Raw genomic sequence first — 16,308 nt, 5'->3', positions numbered from 1 at the left:
GCTTTGCTGTGCACGGGGGCCTCCCTGGACCGGGACATGGAGCTGGTGGTGGCAGAGACCGCCCACACCTGCTGGCTTTTTGCCCGGAAAGAGCCGGAGCACCCCGGCCTGCGCGCCGCCCTGGCGGGGGAGGAGCGGCGGTTCGCCCTGTTCACCCCTGAGGGGGAGCCGGTGGACCTGCCTCTGGACCAGGGGGGCAATCCCAAGTGGAACAAGCTGCCCCGGAAGCCCCTGGCCCTGTGGGCGGCGGGAGGGATCACCGATCCTCTGCTGAAAACCCTGGCCCGGCGGGGGGCGGCCACCACCCTGGTGACTCAGGACGCCACCCATGTGCTGGCCGGGCGGAGCGCCCTGGAGCTCTTCCTGCGCAACGGTGGGGTGCTCAGCGTCCGCCGGGAGCTCACCATCGCCGCCGTGGCTGCCAACCCCTGGTCGGCCTACGGCTGGCATTTTGAGCCGGAGGCATTCATTTCCGCCCTGCGGCAGGCTGTGGACCTGCCGGTGGTCAACGTGAAGGAGGCGTAACATGGAATTGACCCATGAACTGCGGGAACATGCGGGCTTGCAGTGGGTGCTGGAACGGCTGAGCCCCCTGTCCCCCTTTGGCAAGACCCTGGCCCGGGCCCTGCGCTGGTACGGCCCCGGCCAGGAGGAGGCCCTGGAAGAGGAATTTGACAATATTACCCTGGCCATGGAGCTGTGGGGCGGGGGAGACACCGCCCTCCGGGGGGTCACCCGGCAGCTGCCTCTTTTCCACGACATCCGGGGCTCCCTGGACCGGGAGCCGGGGGTGCCCTTCGACCTGGTGGAGCTCTTTGAGATCAAGCACTTCCTGGTGACCCTGGAGCAGCTCACCCAGGCCTACGGCCAGATGCCCCAGATGAAGGGGCTGGTCTTCCCCGACCTGGGGGAGGCCATGGAGCTGATGGACCCGGAGGGACGGCGGCTGCCCACCTTCTCCATTGTAAATTCTTACCATAACGACCTGGCCCCCCTCCGGGCGGAGAAGGCCAAGCTGGAAAAGGCCATCCGCATGACCCAGGAGGACAAGCGGGGGCCCCTGCTGGAAAAGCGGCGGGTGCTGGCGGTACGGGAGGATCAGCTGGAGCTGGAGGTGCGGCAGATGCTCACCGAACAGCTCATGACCTGGCGGGCCCGGTTCCTGGCCGCCATGGACACCCTGGGCCGGCTGGACCTGGTCGTAGCCAAGGCCAAGCTGGCCCTGCGGTTTGGCTGCGTCCGGCCGGAGCTGACCCGGGAGAAGGCCGTCACCCTCCGGGAGGTGATCCATCCCCAGGTGGCCGAGGACCTGAGGGAGCGGGGGGAGGAATTCACCCCCCTGGACCTGGACCTGGGGAAGGGGTGCACCGTCATCACCGGGGCCAACATGGGGGGCAAGACCGTGTCCCTCCGCTCCACGGTGCTCACCCTGCTGCTGTGCCAGTGCGGATTCTTCGTGTTTGCCCAGCGGGCGGTGCTTCCCCTGTTTCACCGGGTGGAGCTGATCCTGGCCGACAGCGGCCCGGGGGCCGGGGGGCTGTCCTCCTTCGGCAAGGAGGTCCACCTGCTGGACAAGCTGCTGCGGGAGACCAAAAAGCAGTTCTTCTTCGTGGCCCTGGACGAGTTTGCCCGGGGCACCAACCCCCAGGAGGGGGCCGCCCTGGCAAGGGCCCTGGTGCGCCACCTGGGGGGGCAGAGCTGCGTGGCCCTTATGACCACCCACTACGACGGGGTCAGCGACGTGGCGGGGGCCCACTACCAGGTGGCCGGCCTGGTGCGGGAGATCCAGGGGGACGAGGGGGACGACCCCCGCAAGCGCATCGCCCGGCGGATGGACTACCGGCTGCTCAAGCTGGACGACACCCTGATGGACCTGTTCCAGGCGGACCTGTAAATGCGCCGGAAGGGGCCTGCTGCAAGATCACGCAGCAGGCCCCTGTTGTGTCATCCTGAGCGCCGGCGGGGGAGCCTGCCGGCACAGTCATCCTGAGCGTCAGCGAAGGATCTTGCCCCCGCCGGAAGATTCTTCGCCCCGCTGGGGCTCAGAATGACAGGGGGATCTCAGGCTGGGGCAGCCCCCTTCTTTGGAAAAGCAGCACGCTAACAATGTCCTGCTGCAGCGCACAAAAGTGCGCGGATGGGAGAAAAATTTTGTTGAATAAAATTTTTAAAAAATAGTTGACAAACGAAAGGGGCTGGGTTATAGTAAATTTGTCAAAAGTGAATAATACGCATGGATAGAGGCGCGGAGCGCAAGGTAGCAGAGCAATGATAAGGGCAGGCGAGCCCGAGGTGTTCTGTGAATGTCCGCTCCGCCGAAGGGGGACGTGAATCGTACAGCCCTCCCCCTGAGCCGTAAGCCCAGAGCTTGCGGATTGTCATGAGAAGCATGAAGCGCTATTTGTGTCTGAACGAGAGTTTCCCCCTCCCGCGGACATGAGTAGTGTTTTTTTGTTCATGAAGCGCTATTCCGCAGGGAGAATAGTCTCTCCTGTGCGGGATAGCGTTAATTTTTGAAGGAGGCGCGTTATGGAAAAACTGATTATCACCGCGGCCATCTGCGGCGCAGAGGTCACCAAGGAGCAGAATCCGGCGGTCCCCTACACGGTGGAAGAGATGATCCGGGAGGCCAAGAGCGCCTTTGAGGCGGGGGCCGCCATCATCCATGTCCACGTCCGTTGGGACGACGGGACCCCCACCCAGGACCGGGAGCGCTTCCGGGTGGTGATGGACGCCATCAAGGAGGCCTGCCCCGGCGTGATCCTGATCCCCTCCACCGGCGGCGCCACCGGCATGACCCCCGAGGAGCGGCTCCAGCCCACCGAGCTCTTCCCCGAGATGGCTACCCTGGACTGCGGCACCTGCAATTTCGGCGACGATATCTTCGTCAACGACATGCCCACCATGCGGGCCTTCGGCAAACGGATGATCGAGAACAACATCAAGCCCGAGTATGAGTGCTTTGAGATCGGCCACCTGGACACCGTTCTCTCCATGGCCAAAAAGGGCCTGGTGCCCGGGGCCCCCATGCAGTTCAACTTCGTGCTGGGCGTTCCCGGCTGCACCCCTGCCACCGTGGGCCACCTGGACTATCTGGTGAAGATGATCCCCGAGGGCTCCACCTGGACCGCCACCGGCATCGGCCGCAACGCCTTCAGCCTGGCCGCCGCCGCCATCGTCATGGGCGGCAACGTCCGGGTGGGCTTTGAAGACAACCTGAACCTGGCCCGGGGCGTCCCCGCCAAGAGCAACGGCGAGCTGGTGGCCAAGGTGGTCCGGCTGGCCAAGGAGCTGGGCCGTGAGATCGCCACCCCTGACGAGGCCCGCAAGATCCTGTCCCTGAAGTGATCCATCCGGGGCACTCCCCGCCCCGGCAAAAAAACATACTCCCCAACCACAGCAATTCACTCCCCAACCAAATCAGTAAACTCCCCAACCGATCGCAAACCCCCGTTCCTTCCACCACGTATTTTGGGAAAATAGGAGGAATCCAGTATGCAGAAAAAAGGCAATAAGTACGGCACTCACCGCGTCATCGAGCCCAAGGGGGTCCTGACCCAGGCAGCTTATAAGATCGACAACAACATGGATGAGATCTACTCCAACGAGATCCTGTGCAACGTGACCGCCCTGAACATCGACTCCGCCTCCTTCACCCAGATCGAAGAGGCCTGCGGCGGCGACGAGACCAAGATCGGCGAGATGATCATGGGCATTGTGGCCGAGCGGGGCAAGCAGCAGAACCCGGTCACCGGCTCCGGCGGCATGTTCATGGGCACCGTGGCCAAGATCGGCGACGACCTGAAGGGCAAGATCGACCTCCAGGAGGGCGACAAGGTGGTCTCCCTGGTGTCCCTGTCCCTGACTCCCCTGAAGATCAACAAGATCAAGGCCATCCACAAGGACATCGACCGGGTGGACGTGGACGCTCAGGCCATCCTCTTTGAGTCCGGTATTTATGCCAAAATGCCCGACGACATGAGCGAGCCCCTGGCCCTGGCCGCCCTGGACGTGGCCGGTGCGCCCGCCCAGGCCCGCAAGCTGCCCAAGGAGGGGGACAATGTCCTCATTCTGGGCGCCAACGGCAAGTCCGGCGTGCTGTGCGGCTACGAGGCCATGAAGAAGGTCGGCCCCAAGGGCAAGGTGGTGGGCGTGGTCCGCAACCCCAAGCAGGTCCCCGGCCTCATTGAGCTGGGCGTCTACACCGACGTCATCGTGGCCGACTGCACCAAGCCCGTGGAGGTGATGGAGGCCGCTCTGGCCATCACCGGCGGTCAGGAGTACGATATCTCCATCTGCTGCGTCAACATTGAAAACTGCGAAATGGCGGCCATCCTGCCTGTGCGGGACGACGGCCTGGTGTACTTCTTCTCCATGGCCACCTCTTTCACCAAGGCGGCCCTGGGCGCCGAGGGTATCGGCAAGGACGTGACCATGATCGTGGGCAACGGCTACACCAAGGATCACGCCAACATCACCCTGAACGTGCTGCGGGAGAACGAGAAGATCCGCAAGCTGTTTGAGGAGAAGTACGTCTGAGATGAAAAGGGGAAGGGCGGGCTCAAAAGCCCGCCTTTCCGTGACGGACAGTAGGAGGTAGACCAATGCAGAAAAAGGGCAACAAATATGGCTCCCACCGGGTCATCGAACCCAAGGGCGTGCTTACCCAGGCGGCATACCGCATCGACAACAACATGGACGAGATCTATTCCAATGAGATCCTGGTAGACGTTTCGGCCCTGAACATCGACTCGGCGTCCTTTACCCAGATCGCCAACGAGGCCGGGCATGACGACGAAAAGATCGCCGCCAAGATCCTCTCCATCGTGGCCGAGCGGGGCAAGCAGCAGAACCCGGTCACCGGCTCCGGCGGTATGTTCATGGGTACCGTGGCCAAGATCGGCGACGACCTGAAGGGCAAGATCGACCTGAAGGAGGGAGACCGCATCGCCTCTCTGGTCTCCCTGTCCATGACCCCCCTGAAGATCAACAAGATCAAGGCCATCCACCAGGATATCGACCGGGTGGAGGTGGACGCCCAGGCCATCCTCTTTGAGTCCGGCCTGTACGCCAAGCTGCCCGACGACATGAGCGAGGAGCTGGCCCTGGCCGCCCTGGATGTGGCCGGCGCTCCCGCCCAGACCAAAAAGCTGGTACAGCCCGGCAACTCCGTCCTCATCCTGGGCGGCGCCGGCAAGAGCGGCATGCTCTGCTGCTACGAGGCCATGAAGCGCTGCGGCGCCACCGGCCGGGTGGTGGCCCTGGTCATCTCCGACGAGGACGCCCGGCTGCTGCGCCGGATGCGCCTGTGCCACGAGGCCATCGTGTGCTCCGCCACCGAGCCGGTGGAAGTGCTGGAGCATGCTCTGGAGGCCAACGGCGGTCAGGAATATGACATCTCCATCTGTGTGGTAAACGTGAAAAACTGTGAAATGAGCTGCATCCTCCCGGTACGGGACGGCGGCATCGTCTATTTCTTCTCCATGGCCACCTCCTTCACCAAGGCCGCGCTGGGGGCCGAGGGCGCCGGCAAGGACCTGACCATGATCGTGGGCAACGGCTACACCAAGGGCCACGCCGAAACCACCCTGGATGAGCTGCGGGAAAACGAAAAGCTCAAGAACTATTTCCAGGCCAAGTATATCTGACGGCCCGTCGCGGGCCCGGCGCCGCCCTGAGCGGCCAATAATTCTGATGATAGAAAGGATGACCAGTTATGGCAGAGTCTCGCCGTAAGATCCTCTTTCCCGATGTAACTGACGAGCAGTGGAATGATTGGCACTGGCAAGTCAAAAACCGCATCGAGACCCTGGAAGACCTGAAGAAGTACGTGGAGCTCACTCCTGAAGAAGAAGAGGGCGTCAAGGCCTGCCTGGGCACCCTGCGCATGGCCATCACCCCCTACTATCTGTCCCTGATCCAGCCCGGCGATCCCCATGACCCCGTTCGGCTCCAGGCCGTCCCCACCGCCAAGGAGCTGCATCAGTCCGCCGCCGATCTGCTGGACCCCCTCCATGAGGACGAGGACTCCCCCGCCCCCGGCCTGACCCACCGCTATCCCGACCGCTGCCTGCTGCTCATCACCGACCAGTGCTCCATGTACTGCCGCCACTGCACCCGCCGCCGCTTCGCCGGCCAGCATGACGCCGGCCTGCCGGTGGACCAGGTGGACCAGGCCATCGAGTACATCCGCAACACCCCCCAGGTCCGTGACGTGCTCCTCTCCGGCGGCGACGCCCTGCTGGTCAGCGACGAGCGGCTGGAGTACATCATCGCCAAGCTGCGGGAGATCCCCCACGTGGAGATCGTCCGCATCGGCTCCCGCACCCCCGTGGTGCTGCCCCAGCGCATCACCCCCGAGCTGTGCGCCATGCTGAAGAAGTATCACCCCATCTGGCTGAACACCCACTTCAACCACCCCAACGAGATTACCCCCGAGTCCGCCAAGGCCTGCGCCATGCTGGCCGACGCCGGTATCCCCCTGGGCAACCAGTCTGTGCTGCTGGCCGGCATCAACGACTGCGTCTACACCATGAAGAAGCTGGTCAATGAGCTGGTCAAGATCCGGGTGCGCCCCTACTACATCTATCAGTGCGACCTGTCCATGGGCCTGGAGCACTTCCGTACCCCCGTCAGCAAGGGCATCGAGATCATCGAGGGCCTGCGGGGCCACACCTCCGGCTTCTGCGTGCCCACCTTCGTGGTGGACGCCCCCGGCGGCGGCGGCAAGACCCCCGTCATGCCTCAGTACGTCATCTCCCAGTCCCCCAAGAAGGTCATTCTCCGCAACTACGAGGGTGTTATCACCACCTACACCGAGCCCGACCATTACACCGACTGTCAGTGCGACTACTGCACCGGCAAGAAAAAGAAAGAGCTCATGGGCGTGGCCGGCCTGGAGCGGGGCCAGCAGCTGTCCATGGAACCCGCCGGTCTGGAGCGGCATAAGCGTTCCCACCACGAGGAGTAAGTTCAGGCATAATAACAGCGGGCCGCCGCTTTTCCGGGGCGGCCCGCTTCCCCCCGTTTTTGAACTGACAAAGAATGGAAGTGATTGATGTTGGAATCCAAGCTGAATCTTGATTTTAAGCTGGTGGAGCAGGCCCGGGCCCATGCCTCCCGGGTGGCTGACGACACCCAGCGTTTTATCGACGGCTGCACCACCGTAGCCGTGGAGCGCACCATCTGCCGCCTGCTGGGCATTGACGGTGTGGACGCCTCCGACGTCCCCCTGCCCAACGTGGTGGTGGAGCACCTGCTGGACAAGGGTGGCCTGCCTCAGGGCGCGGCCTTCTGGATCGGCAACGCTATGGTGGAGACCGGGAAGGACCCCCAGGCCATCGCCGAGGCGGTGGCGAAGGACGAGCTGGACCTGACCGCCCTGCCTGTCCACGGCGAGGGGGACATCCATGCCGCCCTGGATCCCATTGTGGAGGCCAGCCTGGCTAAGATCCGGGCCCGCCGGAAACGCCGGGAGGACTTTATCGCCGCCCACGGCGGTGAAAAGGACGGCCCCTGGATCTACCTGATCGTGGCCACCGGCAACATCTATGAGGATGTGGTGCAGGCCACCGCCGCCGCCCGCCAGGGCGCCGACGTCATCGCCGTCATCCGCACCACCGGCCAGTCCCTGCTGGACTATGTGCCCTACGGCGCCACCACCGAGGGCTTCGGGGGCACCTACGCCACCCAGGAGAACTTCCGCCTGATGCGGGAGGCCATGGACAAGGTAGGCGAGGAGCTGGGCCGCTACATCCGTGTGTGCAACTACTGCTCCGGCCTGTGTATGCCTGAGATCGCCGCCATGGGCGCCTTTGAGGGCCTGGACGTGATGCTCAACGATGCCCTGTACGGCATCCTCTTCCGGGACATCAACATGCAGCGCACCCTGGTGGACCAGTCCTTCTCCCGGGCCATCAACGCCTATGCCGGCGTGGTGATCAACACCGGTGAGGACAACTACCTTACCACCGCTGACGCCGTGGAGGAGGCCCACACCGTACTGGCCTCCCAGTTCCTCAACGAGGCCTTTGCCCTCCGGGCCGGTCTGCCCGAGGAGCAGATGGGCCTTGGCCATGCCTTTGAGATCGATCCCGACGTGGAGAACGGCTTCCTGTATGAGCTGGCCCAGGCCGAAATGGCCCGGGAGATCTTCCCCAACGCCCCTCTGAAATACATGCCTCCCACCAAGTTCATGACCGGCAACATCTTCCGGGGCCATGTGCAGGACGCCCTGTTCAACATGGTCACCATCCTCACCCACCAGAAGATCCACCTGCTGGGTATGATGACCGAGGCTATCCACACCCCCTTCCTGTCCGACCGGTTCCTGGCCATCCAGAACGCCCAGTACATCTTCCGCACCATGCAGGATTTGGGCAGCGAGATCGTATTTAAGGAAGGCGGCATCATGCAGACCCGGGCGGCCGACGTGCTCCACAAGGCCACCGACCTGCTGGGGCAGATCGAGCAGCTGGGCATTTTCGAGACCCTGGAGCGGGGCATCTTTGCCGACATCAAGCGTCCCAGAGACGGCGGCAAGGGCCTGGACGGCGTAGTCAACAAGGCTGCCGGGTACTTCAACCCCTTCCTGGAGCCCATGATGAAAGGGGGTGCCGGCAAATGAGTTCCGGACTGTATCAGATTCGTGACAAAGATCTGGACACCACTCTGGATCTGACCCGGCTGAAACCCTATGGCGACACCATGAACGACGGCAAGGTGCAGCTCTCCTTCACCCTGCCCGTCAAGGACGACGACAAGGGCGCGGCGGCGGCGGTACTCATGGCCCAGAAGATGGGCCTGGCCGACCCCAACGTGGCCCTGCGGCAGAAGCTGGACGAGGCCTTCACCTTCTATGTGGTGTACGGCTCTCTCACCCACTCCATCAACTACAACGAGATCGTGGTGCAGACCGTGGCCGACGAGGCCATGGACATGCACGAGACCGACGAGTTCCTGAAGGAGCGGCTGGGCCGCAAGCTGGTGGTCATCGGCGCCTCCACCGGCACCGACGCCCACACCGTGGGTATCGACGCCATCATGAACCGGAAGGGCTTTGCCGGCCACTACGGCCTGGAGCGGTACGAGATGATCGAGGCCTACAACCTGGGCTCCCAGGTGCCCAACGAGGAGTTCCTCCGCAAGGCCGCTGAGGTCAACGCCGACGTGCTGCTGGTCTCCCAGACCGTCACCCAGAAGGACGTCCACATCCAGAACCTCACCGAGCTCATTGAGCTGGCCGAGGCGGAAGGCGTCCGGGAGAAATACATCTTCTGCTGCGGCGGCGCCCGCATCACCCACGCCCTGGCCAAGGAGCTGGGCTATGACGCCGGCTTCGGCGCCGGTACCTACGCCGATGATGTGGCCACCTTCTGTGCCAAGGAGCTGGCCCGTCGTTTGGGTAAGTGACGATTACCTCCTTTTTCCCCTCTTTTCCTCTCTCGCGTAAGGCCGGGCCCCCCAAGGGCCCGGCCTTACTATATTCAGGTGTGGGGCCGGCCAGTGTCCGGCCCCTACGGAGCGGGGATGTCTGTAGGTTTGGAGGCTTTCCCGGGCCGCAAAAAAGCCTCCGCGGATTTGCTCCGCGGAGGCTTTAACGCTCACAAATTCAGCCAGGCTTTCAGCGCCCACAAGTCATCGGCGATATAGTCGGCGGGGAGGCCGCTGGCCTCAAAATCCCCCCTGGTAGTGGTGCCGTTGAGGACAGCGCAGAAATGGGTCCCCGCCCGCCGGGCGGTTTCCCCGTCGATGACGGTATCCCCACAGAAGAGCGCCTGCTCCGGGGCCAGGCCCAGAGCGGTCACGGCCGCCAACAGGCCCTGGGGGTCCGGCTTGGGCCTGGTCACCATGTCGCCGCCGGTCACGGAACACAGCAGATGGTCCACCCCCCGGGCGGCCACCACCGCCTTTAGTGTGACGGATTTCTTGGTGCTCACCACTCCGGCGGGAATGCCGGCCTCCTTCAAAGTGGTCAGCAGCTCCACAGCGCCGGGCAGGAGCCTGGTCACGTTTACCTGGAGGGGATTGGCCTTTTCGGTGTACAGCCGCCGGAATTCCGCCTGGCGGGCGGGGGCCGGATCGCCGGTAAGGGCGGTGTAGCTGTCCTCCAGGGTACGGCCTACGGTACGGCGCACCGATTCCCGGTCCGGGGCGGGCAGGCCCATGAGGGGAAAGGCGTACTGAAAGCCGGCCACGATAGCCTCTGTAGCGTCTCCCAGGGTATAGTCAAAGTCAAAAAATACCGCTTGAAAGGGCATAAGGTCCTCCAAATCACTCGTATTGCTTCCGCCCGGTGGTGCTGGGGATGTGGAGCTCGTCCCGGTACTTGGCCACGGTGCGGCGAGACAGAACGCAGCCCTGGGCGCTCATCAGCTCGCACAGCTTCTGGTCGGACAGGGGCTTGCGCTTGTCCTCTCCGGCGATAAGCTTTTTCAAAAGAGCCTTGGCAGCGTCGGGGGAGGCGGTCTCCTCGCCGCCGGCGGAGGCCCCCAGGCCCCGGGAGAAGAAGTAGCTCAGGGGATACACCCCCATGGAGCACTGAATATACTTGTCCTTCACCGCGCGGCTGACAGTGGACTCATGGACGCCGATATGCCCGGCCACATCGGCCAGGGACATGGGCACCAGATGACCGGGGCCCTGACGGAAAAATGCCTCCTGGAGATCCAGGATACAGCTGGCGCAGGACATGAGGGTGGACCGGCGCTGTTCAATGGCGTGGACCATCCACTTGGCCTGGCGCACTTTACCGGTGAGGTATTCCTTCACCTGCTGATCGTCGCTCTCCTTCAGCAGCCGGGTGTAGTATCCGCTGATGCCCAGGTGGGGAAAGTAATAGTCGTTGGTCAGCAGCTCAAAGTGATCGGGAAAGCTGACCACGATGATATCCGGGTTGATGTAGGTGAGGTGCTCCCGGGCGGCAAAGCCGGTGCCCGGCCGGGGATTCAGGGTGCGGATAAGCTCGCAGGCCGCCCGGACCTCTTCCGGTGCGGCCTTCAGGGCCCGGGCGATAAGTCCGTACCGGCTTTTGGAAAGGGCGTCCAATTGGCTCTCCACAATGCGCACCGCCAACTGGTTCACCGGGGTGCGGCGGATCAGCTGGAGCCGCAGGCACTCTGACAGGTCCCGGGCGCCCACTCCGGCGGGCTCCAGGCTCTGTACCACCTTCAGGGCCTCCTCCATAAGGGCCAGGGGACAGCCGTAGCCTACGGCCAGATCCTCCAGAGGCTCGTCCAGCCAACCATTGGCGTTGAGGCTCTCCACCAGGAAGGCGCCCGCCTCCACTACCTCCGGTGGCAGCTCCAGCACCTTCAGCTGGGAGAGCACATAGTAGTACAGGCTGCTCTCCTGATCCTCCATGGTGCCGTAGTTGCTCAGCCGGTCATCCTGCTCCTCGGTGTCCTGCTGGTGGTAGTAGCGGTTCTGGGGGTCGGTGGATTCCAGCCACTCCAGCTTGCGGCGGAGCTGGTCGGATTCGTTGGCCCTGTCGTACCGTTCCTCAGGCTCCAGCACCGGGTTTTCCTGGACTGCCTCCTCGATATATTCCAGCAGCTCCTGAGAACCCATTTGCAGGATCTCCATGGACTGCATCATCTGGGGAGAGAGGGTCTGGGTCTGCTTTTGGGATAGGTTGAGTTCCATGATTGCGTCCTCCCTTCGCCCGCATTCGTGGTATTCCGCAGGAAAGTATATCATGGAACCGGGGGTTTTTTCAACCGCCTGGGATGTAGAAAATCAGCCGGGGTCCCGGGGCGCCAGCAGCTGGTCGGCTCCGTACCGCAGGCAGCGGCGCAGCCGCCGCTCCCCCCGCTTGATGATGCGGGACACGGTGGACTTGTTGATGCCCATGATCTCGCCGATCTCCCGCATATTCAGACCCTTGCCGTAGTAGAGCAGCATGCACTCCCGCTGCCGGGGAGTCACGTCTTCCCGAAGAGCCAGCGTCACATTGCGCCGCAGCCTGTTCACCTGTTCGGAGTTGTCCCCGGCCATGGCTTTGGAGTAGAGCGACATATCGGCGGCGTAGGGCCGCCCCCGCCTATACCGTGTATCTGCCATTGTGATGATACCCCCTGTCATAGTAGCGTTCACACAGCACCGCCAGATCCCGGCTCTCCCGCCACATGACGGAGAGACAGTGAATCCGCCGCTCCAGCAGCCGGCGGTCCAGCTCGTCGGTCTCCTGCCGGCGGCGGGCCTCCAGGGTATGTACCCGGTCCAGCAGCGCCTGGGCGCTGCTGCGGTATTGTTGGGATAATTCCAGTAGTGTCATTGCTGATCTCCTCTTCTCTGTATCTGTCTCTCGCCGCTCTCCGGCAGGTGGGACAGAGCTCCCAGGCTCCGCCGTAGAGTTCTCCGCCGCACCGGACACACCAGCCCGATGGGGGAAGCCGCTGGATGTCCCGCAGCGGGTCGGTCCACACCCGTGGCCTGATAACATTACCTCCCTGCTTTTTTTTAAAAAATAAAAATAGCTCTTGACATTCCACTTCCTCTCTGTTAAAATAACCTTCGCTGTGGACGAGCAATGCGCTGGTGTAGCTCAGTTGGTAGAGCAGTTGATTTGTAATCAACCGGTCGGGGGTTCGAGTCCGTCCACCAGCTCCAGATAAGTTCATATATGGAGGAGTTCCCGAGTGGCCAAAGGGGGCAGACTGTAAATCTGTTGCGATTCGCTTCGGTGGTTCGAATCCACCCTCCTCCACCAAAAATGTCTCGCCAATCGGCGGGGCATTTTTTATGTTTGATTACCCCCAAACGGTGATACGAAGTTGGATAAATAGAACATAAGTTCTAATGCGGATATAATAACACCAATTAGAGATGATTGTCAATAAATATATGTTAAAATTAGTTGCATTTGGTGATAAAATATGCTAAAATAGACCTAAAAATGGGACAGGGGGAGTCGTCATGAAGCAGGAGAGCACCTTGGGCGCCCGGTTGCGCAGCCTGATGGAGGAATCCGGGCTGAGCTATGAGCAGATGGGCGCCCGTCTGGACATGAACCCGCAGACCCTCAATCGCTATGTGCTGGGCCAGCGGGAACCCAAGGTCGGCACCGCTGCCGCCATGGCCCGGGCCCTGGGGGTGGACCCGCTGTGGCTCCAGGGCTTTGACGTGCCCCGATACCCGTCGCCGCCCGCCCGGCGGGAGGCGGTCGTGCCTATCCTGGGGGTGATCCGGGCGGGAACTCCCAGCGTGGCCAGTGAGCAGATTGAGGGTTATGCCGCCGCCGACGTGGCGGACCCGGAGTGCCACTTTTACCTGCGGGTCAAGGGAGACAGCATGATCAACGCCGGTATCCGTGACGGGGATCTGGTTCTACTGCGGCAGCAGGAGACGGCGGAGAACGGTCAGATCGTGGCCTGCCTGATAGACGGGGAGGACGCCACGCTGAAGCGGTTCCGCTGTCAGAAGGGGATGGTAATTCTACAGCCGGAAAACCCCGCCTATGAGCCCATCATCATCCCCTGCCGGGAATTTGAGCAGGGAAGGGCCCGCATCGTGGGGGTAGCGGTCAAGCTGGTGCGGGAGTTATAAACAGAAATGGAACATAGGGACGCCGCGGATTTCTGATCCGCGGCGTCCCTTCCTTGTAATCAGATCTTTGGAGAAAGAGAGGTTCTTGCCACGACCTGCTGTTTCCTTCCTTGACAGACAGATGATAGAAGCTTAAACTGATCTTAGCAGGCCCCGGACCCTGCCCTGACGGGAGCCAACAGAGAGAGGAAGATGGGTATATGTTTTGTAACCGATGTGGGACGCCGTTGGAAGGAACGGAGAATTTCTGCAAAAAATGCGGCGCGCCGGTGGGGGAATACCTGAAGGCCGCCCGGAAGGCGGAGCCTACCCCGCCTCCGGAGCCGCCCAAGGCCCAGGAGCCGGAGCGGCCTGTGGAGCCGCCCAAGGCCCAGGAGCCGGAGCGGCCTGTGGAGCCGCCCAAGGCCCAGGAGCCGGAGCGGCCCGTAGAGCCGCCCAAGGTCCAGGAGCCAGAGCGGCCTGTGGAGCCGCCCAAGGCCCAGGAGCCGGAGCGGCCCGTAGAGCCGCCCAAGGTCCAGGAGCCGGAGCGGCCCGTGGAGCCGCCCAAGGCTCCCGGCTTTGACCAGACCTGGCCGGAGGACCCGAGTTCCGGGCCGTCCCAGCCCCCGAAAAAGAAGGGAAAGAAGTGGGTCATTCCCCTGGTGGCGGTGCTGGTGGTGGCCATCGGCGTGGGCGGGTTCCTGTTCTGGCGCAATATGGCCGCCAACCAGGCTTATCAGGAGGCGGTGGCGTCGGGGAGTGAAACCCTGGCCAAGGGGGATTACGCCGGCGCGGCGGCCCTCTTTGAGCAGGCCGGAGAGGCACGGGAGCTGGAGAGCGCCGACCGGCTGGCCCTGGCCCAGGCCTACCTGGGTATGGGCGACCGGGAGAAGGCCGCCCAGCTGCTGAGAGAGATGACCCTGGCCCAGGAGGACGAGCAGTACGATCTCTACCAGCGGTTGTACGCCTTGGCGGAGCTCTCCACCCAGGTGGAGCAGGTCAACGCCGACAACTTCCCTGTGATCACGCTTACATTGACCTGTGACCAGCCTTTCCCCCTGGGAGTGGACGACCTCACTGTGCGGGAAGGGGAGATGGACTGCCAGGTGCAGTCGGTGACCAGTGAGGGCAATCAGGTGTCCATTACCTACCTGACCTATGACGCCGAGGCCAGCGAGGAGCTGCGCCAGCCGGTGCTTACCCTGTCGGTGGAGGGCATCACCCAGCAGCGGCAGGCTGACTATTACACGCCCTACTTTGCCCCCGCCCAGCTGCGGCTGGTGTCCACCGACGTGAGCCAGTATCCGGTGGTACGGGCCTATTTCAAGGTGGTGGACCAGGATACCGGCAGCACCGTGGAGGGCCTGGGCAACAACTCCTTCCGCATCACCGAGTGCGTGGAGGGCGGCGAATACCTGGCCCGGGAGGTCAAGGCGGTGATGCCCCTGGAGGGCAACGGCGGCTTGAACATCGACCTGGTAGCCGACAAGAGCGACAGCATTTCCCCGGTGGACATGGGCAAGATCCAGACCGTCATGACCCAGTTCGTTCAGGAACTGGACTTTGCTCTGGGCGACCGGGCGGAGGTGCTGGCCTTTGACTCCATCGTGCAGCAGATGTGCTACTATACCGACGACGTGGCCCTGCTGGTCAACGGCATCAACAACATGTCCACCGACGGCCTTACCGCCTTCTATGACGCGGTGTACGACGGCGTCACCAATGCCACCCTTCAGGGCGGCGCCCGGTGCGTCATCGCCTTCACCGACGGCATGGACAACCGCAGCCGCCACACCCCGGAGGAACTGATCCTCTACGCCAACGAACAGCAGACCCCGGTGTACATCGTGGGCGTGGGCGGCTCGGTGGAGGAGAGCACCCTCCGCCGCATCGCCGACAGCACCGGCGGGCGCTACTGGTTCATCGACGACCTGTACGACCTGGAGGAGATCTTCCGCCAGATCTATGAGGAGCAGATGGACTACTACATCGTGGAATACGTCAGCGACGAGAGCGTGGACAGCTATGCCACCCGGGATCTGATGGTCAACGTCTCCGGCCAGGGCTACCGGGGGGACGCCGTGATGACCGTGACCCCCACCCGCAGCATCCGGGACGACGGCGGCGTGGAAGGCGGCCACCGGTATGAGCTTTTCAAGGAGAGCCTGACCTGGGAGGAGGCCTCCCGCAAGTGCCAGCAGATGGGCGGTCACCTGGCCACCATCACCTCCCAGGCGGAGATGGATGAGATCATTGCCATGGCGGAGGCCCAGGACGTAAAGTACATCTGGCTGGGCGGCTACACCTCCTATGACGACCAGGGCAACGTCTTCGGCCACTGGGTCACCGGCGAGGAGTTCACCTTCCAGGCCTGGTCGGAGAACGAGCCCTCCCGCCAGGACCAGGACGGCACCGAAGAATGGTACATCATGCTGTGGAACATCCAGGCTCTGAACGGCTGGTACTGGAACGATCAGCGCAACGATCCCGTGTCGGTGGTGCCCATCATGGCAGACGGCATGGGTTATGTGTGTGAATTTGAGTAATCCCCTGAGGCGGAGCCCTGCCCGGGGATCAGAGGAGAGAGAAGCCAATGAGCGGTAAACGATCCACCCCCCGCAGCGCAGGCGCGGGGAAATGGGTGGCGCTGGCGGTGGTGGTGCTGGCGGCGGCGGGCCTGCTGGTCTGGTGGCTGCTGGGGCAGGACGGAGCGCCTGCGGCGGATACGCCCTCGCCCAGCCCCTCCGCGGAGACGGTGTCCACCCCTGCCCCGGAGCCTACGCC

The 16,308-nt window shown here is 63.1% G+C and carries 14 protein-coding genes, 2 tRNA genes, 1 pseudogene and 1 riboswitch; of the genes and pseudogenes, 13 read left to right on the top strand and 4 right to left on the bottom strand.

What is annotated here, in order from left to right; translation table 11 throughout:
- The 8 genes and pseudogenes from H6B51_RS12940 to kamE all read left to right on the top strand — a co-directional run.
- Positions 1-525, top strand: a pseudogene (locus H6B51_RS12940) (KamB family protein); the annotation flags it as partial.
- A gap of 1 nt (position 526) precedes the next feature.
- Positions 527-1,894, top strand: a complete 1,368-nt coding sequence (gene kamC / locus H6B51_RS12935; protein ID WP_204884090.1) for a lysine 5,6-aminomutase reactivase ATPase KamC — start codon at positions 527-529, stop codon at positions 1,892-1,894.
- A 336-nt stretch (positions 1,895-2,230) separates the two neighbouring features.
- Positions 2,231-2,408: riboswitch (Lysine riboswitch) on the top strand.
- Between the two features lie 121 nt (positions 2,409-2,529).
- Complete coding sequence (kce, locus tag H6B51_RS12930) at positions 2,530-3,348, top strand: 3-keto-5-aminohexanoate cleavage enzyme (protein WP_204884089.1); 819 nt, start codon at positions 2,530-2,532, stop codon at positions 3,346-3,348.
- 147 nt (positions 3,349-3,495) lie between these two features.
- Positions 3,496-4,539, top strand: a complete 1,044-nt coding sequence (gene kdd / locus H6B51_RS12925; protein WP_204884088.1) for an L-erythro-3,5-diaminohexanoate dehydrogenase — start codon at positions 3,496-3,498, stop codon at positions 4,537-4,539.
- Between the two features lie 65 nt (positions 4,540-4,604).
- Complete coding sequence (kdd, locus tag H6B51_RS12920) at positions 4,605-5,648, top strand: L-erythro-3,5-diaminohexanoate dehydrogenase (RefSeq protein WP_204884087.1); 1,044 nt, start codon at positions 4,605-4,607, stop codon at positions 5,646-5,648.
- Between the two features lie 68 nt (positions 5,649-5,716).
- Entirely contained in the window at positions 5,717-6,970 is a 1,254-nt protein-coding gene (kamA, locus tag H6B51_RS12915) for a lysine 2,3-aminomutase (protein ID WP_204884086.1), read from the top strand.
- Positions 6,971-7,057: 87 nt separating this feature from the next.
- Complete coding sequence (kamD, locus tag H6B51_RS12910; RefSeq protein ID WP_204884085.1) at positions 7,058-8,626, top strand: lysine 5,6-aminomutase subunit alpha; 1,569 nt, start codon at positions 7,058-7,060, stop codon at positions 8,624-8,626.
- Positions 8,623-9,411 carry a lysine 5,6-aminomutase subunit beta gene (gene kamE, locus H6B51_RS12905; RefSeq protein WP_204884084.1) on the top strand — a complete coding sequence of 263 codons (789 nt, stop codon included), beginning with the start codon at positions 8,623-8,625 and terminating at the stop codon, positions 9,409-9,411. Before kamD ends, kamE begins: the two co-directional genes overlap by 4 nt.
- A 191-nt stretch (positions 9,412-9,602) precedes the next feature.
- Here the strand turns inward: kamE and H6B51_RS12900 are convergent, their stop codons facing one another.
- From H6B51_RS12900 to H6B51_RS12885, 4 genes are all read right to left on the bottom strand, one after another.
- A complete protein-coding gene (locus H6B51_RS12900; protein ID WP_204884083.1) occupies positions 9,603-10,259 on the bottom strand; it encodes an HAD family hydrolase in 657 nt (218 codons plus the stop codon).
- A gap of 13 nt (positions 10,260-10,272) precedes the next feature.
- Positions 10,273-11,643, bottom strand: coding sequence for an RNA polymerase factor sigma-54 (gene rpoN / locus H6B51_RS12895; RefSeq protein ID WP_204884082.1), 1,371 nt, complete (start codon positions 11,641-11,643; stop codon positions 10,273-10,275).
- 93 nt (positions 11,644-11,736) lie between these two features.
- Positions 11,737-12,060, bottom strand: coding sequence for a sigma-70 family RNA polymerase sigma factor (locus H6B51_RS12890; protein WP_243421296.1), 324 nt, complete (start codon positions 12,058-12,060; stop codon positions 11,737-11,739).
- Positions 12,041-12,274: a hypothetical protein gene (locus H6B51_RS12885; protein WP_204884081.1), complete on the bottom strand. Its 234-nt coding sequence runs from the start codon at positions 12,272-12,274 to the stop codon at positions 12,041-12,043. The genes H6B51_RS12890 and H6B51_RS12885 overlap by 20 nt, the downstream gene beginning before the upstream one ends.
- A 259-nt stretch (positions 12,275-12,533) precedes the next feature.
- Between H6B51_RS12885 and H6B51_RS12880 the strand changes: the two genes are divergently transcribed.
- From H6B51_RS12880 to H6B51_RS12860, 5 genes are all read left to right on the top strand, one after another.
- A tRNA-Thr gene (locus tag H6B51_RS12880) sits at positions 12,534-12,609 on the top strand.
- Positions 12,610-12,624: 15 nt separating this feature from the next.
- A tRNA-Tyr gene (locus tag H6B51_RS12875) sits at positions 12,625-12,709 on the top strand.
- 206 nt (positions 12,710-12,915) lie between these two features.
- Complete coding sequence (locus tag H6B51_RS12870; RefSeq protein WP_204884080.1) at positions 12,916-13,545, top strand: LexA family protein; 630 nt, start codon at positions 12,916-12,918, stop codon at positions 13,543-13,545.
- A gap of 200 nt (positions 13,546-13,745) precedes the next feature.
- Positions 13,746-16,070: a VWA domain-containing protein gene (locus H6B51_RS12865; protein ID WP_204884079.1), complete on the top strand. Its 2,325-nt coding sequence runs from the start codon at positions 13,746-13,748 to the stop codon at positions 16,068-16,070.
- A 47-nt stretch (positions 16,071-16,117) separates the two neighbouring features.
- Positions 16,118-16,308, top strand: a 191-nt coding sequence (locus tag H6B51_RS12860; protein WP_204884078.1) for a hypothetical protein, incomplete at its 3' end; no start/stop codon positions are given.

It is taken from the genome of Pseudoflavonifractor phocaeensis, assembly GCF_016901955.1.
In the GTDB taxonomy this organism is placed as follows: Bacteria; Bacillota; Clostridia; order Oscillospirales; family Oscillospiraceae; genus Flavonifractor; species Flavonifractor phocaeensis_A.
This window is presented reverse-complemented; position numbering and strand designations above follow the sequence as displayed.